At 70.6% G+C, this 5,726-nt stretch carries 7 protein-coding genes; 4 read left to right on the top strand and 3 right to left on the bottom strand.

The window, feature by feature from the left end; translation table 11 throughout:
• Positions 1-273: 273 nt before the first annotated feature.
• From AXW62_RS25710 to AXW62_RS25705, 3 genes are all read right to left on the bottom strand, one after another.
• Positions 274-477, bottom strand: a complete 204-nt coding sequence (locus AXW62_RS25710) for a DUF397 domain-containing protein (RefSeq protein WP_060946599.1) — start codon at positions 475-477, stop codon at positions 274-276.
• Positions 478-668: 191 nt separating this feature from the next.
• Positions 669-878 (bottom strand): DUF397 domain-containing protein, encoded by a 210-nt coding sequence (locus AXW62_RS41420; RefSeq protein ID WP_079115789.1) that lies wholly within the window; start codon positions 876-878, stop codon positions 669-671.
• Positions 879-888: 10 nt separating this feature from the next.
• Complete coding sequence (locus AXW62_RS25705) at positions 889-1,782, bottom strand: helix-turn-helix domain-containing protein (protein ID WP_060946598.1); 894 nt, start codon at positions 1,780-1,782, stop codon at positions 889-891.
• A gap of 174 nt (positions 1,783-1,956) precedes the next feature.
• On the opposite strand from AXW62_RS25705, the gene AXW62_RS25700 reads away from it, so the two are divergent.
• The 4 genes from AXW62_RS25700 to AXW62_RS25685 all read left to right on the top strand — a co-directional run bounded on the left by AXW62_RS25700 (position 1,957) and on the right by AXW62_RS25685 (position 5,382).
• Entirely contained in the window at positions 1,957-2,484 is a 528-nt protein-coding gene (locus AXW62_RS25700; RefSeq protein ID WP_252368728.1) for an ATP-binding protein, read from the top strand.
• A 133-nt stretch (positions 2,485-2,617) separates the two neighbouring features.
• The gene (locus AXW62_RS25695) at positions 2,618-2,908 is read left to right on the top strand and encodes a hypothetical protein (protein ID WP_252368726.1); all 291 of its coding nucleotides are present in this window, start codon (positions 2,618-2,620) and stop codon (positions 2,906-2,908) included.
• A 138-nt stretch (positions 2,909-3,046) separates the two neighbouring features.
• Positions 3,047-4,144 (top strand): hypothetical protein, encoded by a 1,098-nt coding sequence (locus tag AXW62_RS25690; protein WP_060946596.1) that lies wholly within the window; start codon positions 3,047-3,049, stop codon positions 4,142-4,144.
• Complete coding sequence (locus AXW62_RS25685) at positions 4,141-5,382, top strand: hypothetical protein (protein WP_060946595.1); 1,242 nt, start codon at positions 4,141-4,143, stop codon at positions 5,380-5,382. The genes AXW62_RS25690 and AXW62_RS25685 overlap by 4 nt, the downstream gene beginning before the upstream one ends.
• The last annotated feature ends 344 nt before the right edge of the window (positions 5,383-5,726 follow it).

Genomic DNA, 5,726 nt, shown 5'->3' with positions numbered 1-5,726 from the left:
GGGGGGTGGGGTACCCCTCTGGAAAACGCTTGATGAATTAGTTGCTTCAGATCAAGCGTTTTTTAGAGGGGTACCCGGAGGGGCGTCCGGCCCCCGCAGTCCGGCTGATACCAGGCCGCCCACCCACGGAAGCCGCCACCGGCACCCACACCAACGCACCCGGCACCCGGCAGCGGCGCCGCACCCCCCACCCCCCGCCGCCGCTGCTCAACCGCGCCGAAGGCGCGAAACGAAACCCGCACCCCACCACCGGCCGAACCGCGTCCCGGCCGGTCACACGCTCCCCGGCAGCCGGTCGAAGTCACCCCGCTTGAGCGCCTGGATGAAGGCAGCCCAGGGAGTCGGACCTGTGGTGATGACGGCTGCCGGGGCATCGCTCTCGCGGATCAGTATGAGATCGGGGGACGGTGCCGCGACCTCGACACACTCCGCGCTGACTTGGCCGCTGCTGAAACTCGACTTTCGCCAAAAGGACATGCCCAGGGCTCCCCTTCACAAGGTGTACAGCAAGTGCTGGATGAGCTGGAGTGAATCCCTCTGGGTATAGCACTCGCGTTCGCCCCGAGGGGCAATGGGCGGCAGGGCCACCGCGCTGAGGTGTTCGAAGGCCGAGTTGTACTGGGTCAGATGCTCACAGCCCCCGAGGAAGGCGACGGCGTCCCGGCCGGTTACGCGCCCCCCGGCAGTCGGTCGAAATCACCCCGCTTGAGCCCCTGGATGAAGGCAGCCCACGGGGCCGGACCCGTGGTGATGACGGCTGCCGGGGCATCGCTCTCGCGCAGGCGTATGAGGCCGTTTGGCGCCGTGGCGACTTCGACGCAGTCCTGACCTCCGACTCCGCTGCTGAAACTCGACTTTCGCCATTCGAGCCCGGACATGCAGTTCTCCTCAGAGCGTGTACAGCAGATGATGCACGAGCCTAAGTGAGTCACTGCGCAAATAGGACTCGCGTTCGGGGTCCGGGTCAATCGGCGGCAGTGCCGCCGTCGTGAGACGTTCGAAAGCCGTGCCGTACTGAGCGAGATGCGCTTGGTCGGCGAGGAACGCGGAGGACACGGGGTGCTCGACGTAGATCGTGTTCAGCTCGGGCACCTCGGCCTCGAAGAGGATGAACGCGGCCGCCGGTGTCGCCGGGGAGAGGGCCGCCTTGAACGGCAGGAGCTGGATGTGGACATGCGGCAGCCGAGCCATCTCCACAAGGTGCTCGATCTGACGGCGCATGACGCCGTTCTCCACGAACTGCATGTGGAACGCCGCTTCGTGGATGACCGCGTGAAAGGTCGGCGGCGACTCCCCGGCCAAGACCTCCTGACGCTTCAACCGGAACTCGACATACGTGTCCAGCAAGCTGAGATCCGCCTCTGGCTCACCTCCGACCATGAGGGCTCTCGCGTACTCGGGGGTCTGGAGTAACCCGGGCACATACATCCACTGGAACGAGCGGTGAGCTACCGACGTCGCCTCGAGTTCCGCGAGATCATGAGCGCTCTGAGGGAGCGGGGATTTGCGGTAGCCCGACCACCACCCCTTCCCCTTGGACTCGCTGATGGCCACGAGCGCGTCAGCAAACGATTCATCTTGGCAACCGTATCCAGCGAGCAGCGCACGGAGCTTCACCTCGGGAATGGCCGTTCGACCCGCCTCGATGTGCCCGAGGTGCGGCGAGCCGAGGTCGGCGAAAGCTCCTGCCTCTGCTGCGGACAAGCCGCGCTCATTGCGAAGTCTTCGCAGTTCCGTACCCAGACGCCGTTGCCGCTGCGTTGGGTTGGCCCGTAGCCCCATGACGACCTCCTCGTGATCGTGAGCAGTCTGCCCGCTGGGAGTAGCCAGGGGCCACTCCTTGGAGGGAAACGAGCCATTGAGGTTGCAGACTGGAAACCTAACTCTCTACCGTCGAAGGACAATCGCCCAACCGGCATCCGCCCAACGGCCGTTGGCCGAAGGAGGCAACACCTCATGAGCGCCCAGCTCCCCCGTGCCGACTTCTCCCTCGTCTTCCCGCCCGACCCCGGCTGGGTCCGCACCGCCCGCGAAGCGATCCGTACCGCCCTGCGCACCGCGAACCGCACCGACTTAACGGACACCGCGCTGCTCCTGACCTCCGAAGCCGTCACCAATGCCGTCAACGCCTGCCGACGCAGCGGCTGCTCGGCCCCCGTCACCCTCTACGCCGAGTGGGGACCGTACGGCACCCTGCGCGTTCTGGTGAGCGACGACGCTCCCGGCCTCCCCGCGCAACGCACCCTCGCCGGAGACGCGACCGACGCCGAGAGCGGCCGGGGGCTGCTCATCATCGGCAGCTCCGCCACCGACTGGGGCGTCTGCCACCACGGGCCGGGTCCCGGGAAACGCGGTGTGGTTCCAGGTCAACGGGGCCCGTGTCTGAACAGCCCAGGCGCGTACGGCATGCGAGAGGGCTCGGGACTCATCCTTCTCACTTGGGGTCGGTCGGCCGGGTGTGTTGTCTCGCCCGCATTACGGTGACGGCACGTTCCCCCCTGTCCATCGGCGTCTGGAGGATGGTGTGCGGTACAAAGGGCCGCTTTCGAAGCGCGTGACCGGCCCGGTCAATCGGTGGGTGGCCGGGCTGCGCTCCTCCCCCCGGTGGGGACGGCTGGTGAGCGGGCGCCTTACGGTCGTGGCGTACACGGGGCGGCGGTCGGGCCGTACGTTCAGTACGCCGGTGGCCTACCGGCGGGCCGCCGACCTCGTGACGATCCGCGTGGCCATGCCCGAACGCAAGACATGGTGGCGCAACTTCACCGGTGCGGGCGGCCCGATATCGCTGGACCTGGACGGGGGCGCCCGCACGGGACATGCGGTCGCCCGGGTCGACGGCAAGGGGCGCGTCACCGTCGCCGTACGGCTCGACCCCGGCCCGCCCGCCGGGGGCAGTAGCGGTCACTGACGCGGCCACGCATCGGGTTCCTCGGCCGTCAGCCGCGGATCGCGGTCGGGTGCCGCGCCCAGCCACTTGCCATGCCCTCTTCACCCCCAGGCGGAGCCGCTGAGTAGGATCGACGGCCACACGGGGGAAGGAACAGCGATGAAACAGCTGATGAGCGGCGCGCGCCGGCGGACCGCTCTGATCGGCGGCGCCGTCGTGGTGCTGGTGGCGGCCGGGCTCGGCACCTGGGCCACGGACACCTGGCCGTTCGACAAGGACACCTACTGCTGGGGCGCCTGGAAAGAGGACAGCGGACCGGACTTCCTGAGCAGCGAGGCCCTCGAGGAGGACAACGCGAGCCGTACGTCCAAGGAGACCGCGCCGACACCGGGGCGGCAGCGCGGCCGGTGCACCGTGACGATCCACTCCGAGCGCGTGAGCGGAGGCGGGGAGAAGGTCGTCGAGGAGACCGAGGTCACGGTCGCCTACGGCCCCGCGCCCGAGGACGCCGCGGAGCGCATGGAGTGGATCGGGGGTTACCTCGGCGGCCGGGCGATGCCGCTGCCCGACGGACTGCCGGGTGCCACCGACGGCAATCACGCACTGCTGGTGCTGCCCAAGGGATGCGACGCCCCCGGCGGACGGCCGACCGCGGTGACGCTCGACTCCACCGCGCGGTCGGTCTACAGCGACTCCACCATGCCGGCCGGCGCGGGGCTCGGCGGCTCCCAGTCCGTGGCCCGGCTGCTCGTCGCCGTCGCCAACCGCGGGATGGAGAAGGCGGGGTGCGCCCCGGCGCAGCCGCTCGAGGTCGTCTCGCCGCTCACCGCGCTGCCCGAGGAGGACGAGTCCTTCTTCACCCGCGCCTGCCGGATCAGGGGCCTGGACCTCGGCGAGGAGGCCAAGGAGCTGGAGTACCAGGTCGGCGCGGTCACCCGGGACCTGCAGTCCTGTTCGGTGCGGCTGCGGCGCGGCGCAGGCCGGTACTTCGACGCCCTGATGGTCGCCCAGCCGCGGCTCTCCGCGCTGTTCGACGGCGCCACCGGCAGCAGGGCTCCGGCCCGCGGCTGGCGCGGAACGGGGGTCTTCGCCGACGACTACAAGGTCGTACGGGCCGACTGCGCGGGACGCCCGCTCACCGCGCTGATGCTCGCCCCGTCCACGCGCGAGACGACGCCGTACTTCGCCGCCTTCGCCAACGCCGTGGCGCGACGCCTCGGTTGCGCGTCCGTCGCACCTGGGAGTGCCACCCGATGAACGACAGCGAGAACACCCAGAACGCCGAGAAGGCCGAGAACAGCGAGAACGCCGAGATCACCCGGAGCGCCGAGCACGGCACGGCCGACGTCAGCGGCTCGGCCACGCCCCCGCACGAGCGGCACCGCCCCTGGTGGCACTGGCGGCGCCTGACCGGCAGCCGGCCGCGGCTGGCCGTGACCACGGGCGTGGCCGGAGCGGTCATCGGCGCGCTGATCGGCGGCGCGGGGGTGGCCTGGCAGACCGGGACGGGGCCGTTCGCGGACGACCGGGCCTGCTGGGGGGCCTTCAGCCGGGACGATGTGGCGGCGCTGTTCGGTGGCAAACGGGACATCGAGACGTCCGAGGTGCCCATCACCAGCGATCGCATCGGCAACGAGGGCGCTTCGGGCGAATGCCGTCTGAGGTCGCCGCGCGGGAGGCGGATCACCGTCCAGGCGCATCGGCTGGACAACTGGTTCGGCGGCTCGGGCGACCGGTGGGCCGATGAGTTCCTGTCCGCGCGGCTCACCCCGCTGGGCGGCGGGCTGCTGGGCATGGCCTCGGACACCCGGGCCTGGCTCGCGGTGCCCGACGGCTGCGTGGGCCGGCCGAACCCGTCCGACGTGCCCAACGGCCCCACCGTGATCGACCTGGAGACCGGCTGGACCGTCTACGACGACGAGGTGGACACCGAGGCCCGCGATGAACTCGCCCGCGCCGTGGTCAAGCTGGTCAACCACTACATGGCCGACCTGGGGTGCACGGGCACCATCGCCGACCCGGTCGGCGGGATGCCCGCGCCGCCGCGGTTCCTGGACGAGAAGAAGGACGCCATGTGCGGCGTCAAGGGGCTGCCGCTCCCCGGCGCGTACCAGCGCGAGGGAAGGGGCCGTCCCCTGGTCACCCGGGGCGACGGCCCGGTGCGCACCTGCGACCGCGGTGTGCTCTTCGGCCACCCCGGGCTGCGGCTGATGACGGTCGAGGACCCCCGGCTGGCCGTGCTCTACGACGGGCTGTCCCGGGCCGGTGCCAAGGAGCCGGTCAAGGCCGGTGAGGGCGACGGGCGCGGCTTTGTCCGCGACGAGATGGGGATGTTCCAGGCCGAGTGCCAGACCGGCCCGGTCACCTTCCTGGTCCGGGCGGACGACGCCGACCGCCCCGGCGACATCCGTACCCTCCTCACCCGGTATGTGGCCGCGGAGGCCGACCGCATCGGCTGCGGTCCGCTGCGCCTCACCCTGCCCGGGGCCGGCTGAGGCACCGCCCCACCGCCGCCGGCCCCCGCACTCGTCGCCGTAAGCGCTGGGCGCCGTCAGCCCTGTTCGCCGTCAACCTGTTCGTCGTCAACCCTGGTCGGCGCCAGCCCGTTCTCCGTCAGCCCTGTTCGGCGCCAGCCCGTTCGCCGTCAGCCCTCGCGGTCGTCAGCCCTCGCCGTCGTCAGCCCTCGTAGTCGTAGAAGACGCGTTCCACCACCGCCCGCGCCCGGCGGGTGGTACGGCGGTAGTCGTCGAGCATTTCGCCGACGTGGCCGGGGCCGTAGCCCAGGTAGCGGCCCACCGCGGCCAGTTCACGGACGTCCGTCGGGAAGGTGTCGCCGGGT

Source organism: Streptomyces hygroscopicus subsp. hygroscopicus (genome assembly GCF_001553455.1).
Classification (GTDB): Bacteria; Actinomycetota; Actinomycetes; order Streptomycetales; family Streptomycetaceae; genus Streptomyces; species Streptomyces hygroscopicus.
Note: the sequence above shows the minus strand (reverse complement) of the source record. Positions and strands in the feature narration are given on the sequence as shown.

Bases quoted from the DNA above. Each gene is read 5' to 3' on its own strand.
- AXW62_RS25710 (WP_060946599.1), bottom strand. From the start codon at position 477: ATGTCCTTTTGGCGAAAGTCGAGTTTCAGCAGCGGCCAAGTCAGCGCG.
- AXW62_RS41420 (WP_079115789.1), bottom strand. From the start codon at position 878: ATGTCCGGGCTCGAATGGCGAAAGTCGAGTTTCAGCAGCGGAGTCGGA.
- AXW62_RS25705 (WP_060946598.1), bottom strand. From the start codon at position 1,782: ATGGGGCTACGGGCCAACCCAACGCAGCGGCAACGGCGTCTGGGTACG.
- AXW62_RS25700 (WP_252368728.1), top strand. From the start codon at position 1,957: ATGAGCGCCCAGCTCCCCCGTGCCGACTTCTCCCTCGTCTTCCCGCCC.
- AXW62_RS25690 (WP_060946596.1), top strand. From the start codon at position 3,047: ATGAAACAGCTGATGAGCGGCGCGCGCCGGCGGACCGCTCTGATCGGC.
- AXW62_RS25685 (WP_060946595.1), top strand. From the start codon at position 4,141: ATGAACGACAGCGAGAACACCCAGAACGCCGAGAAGGCCGAGAACAGC.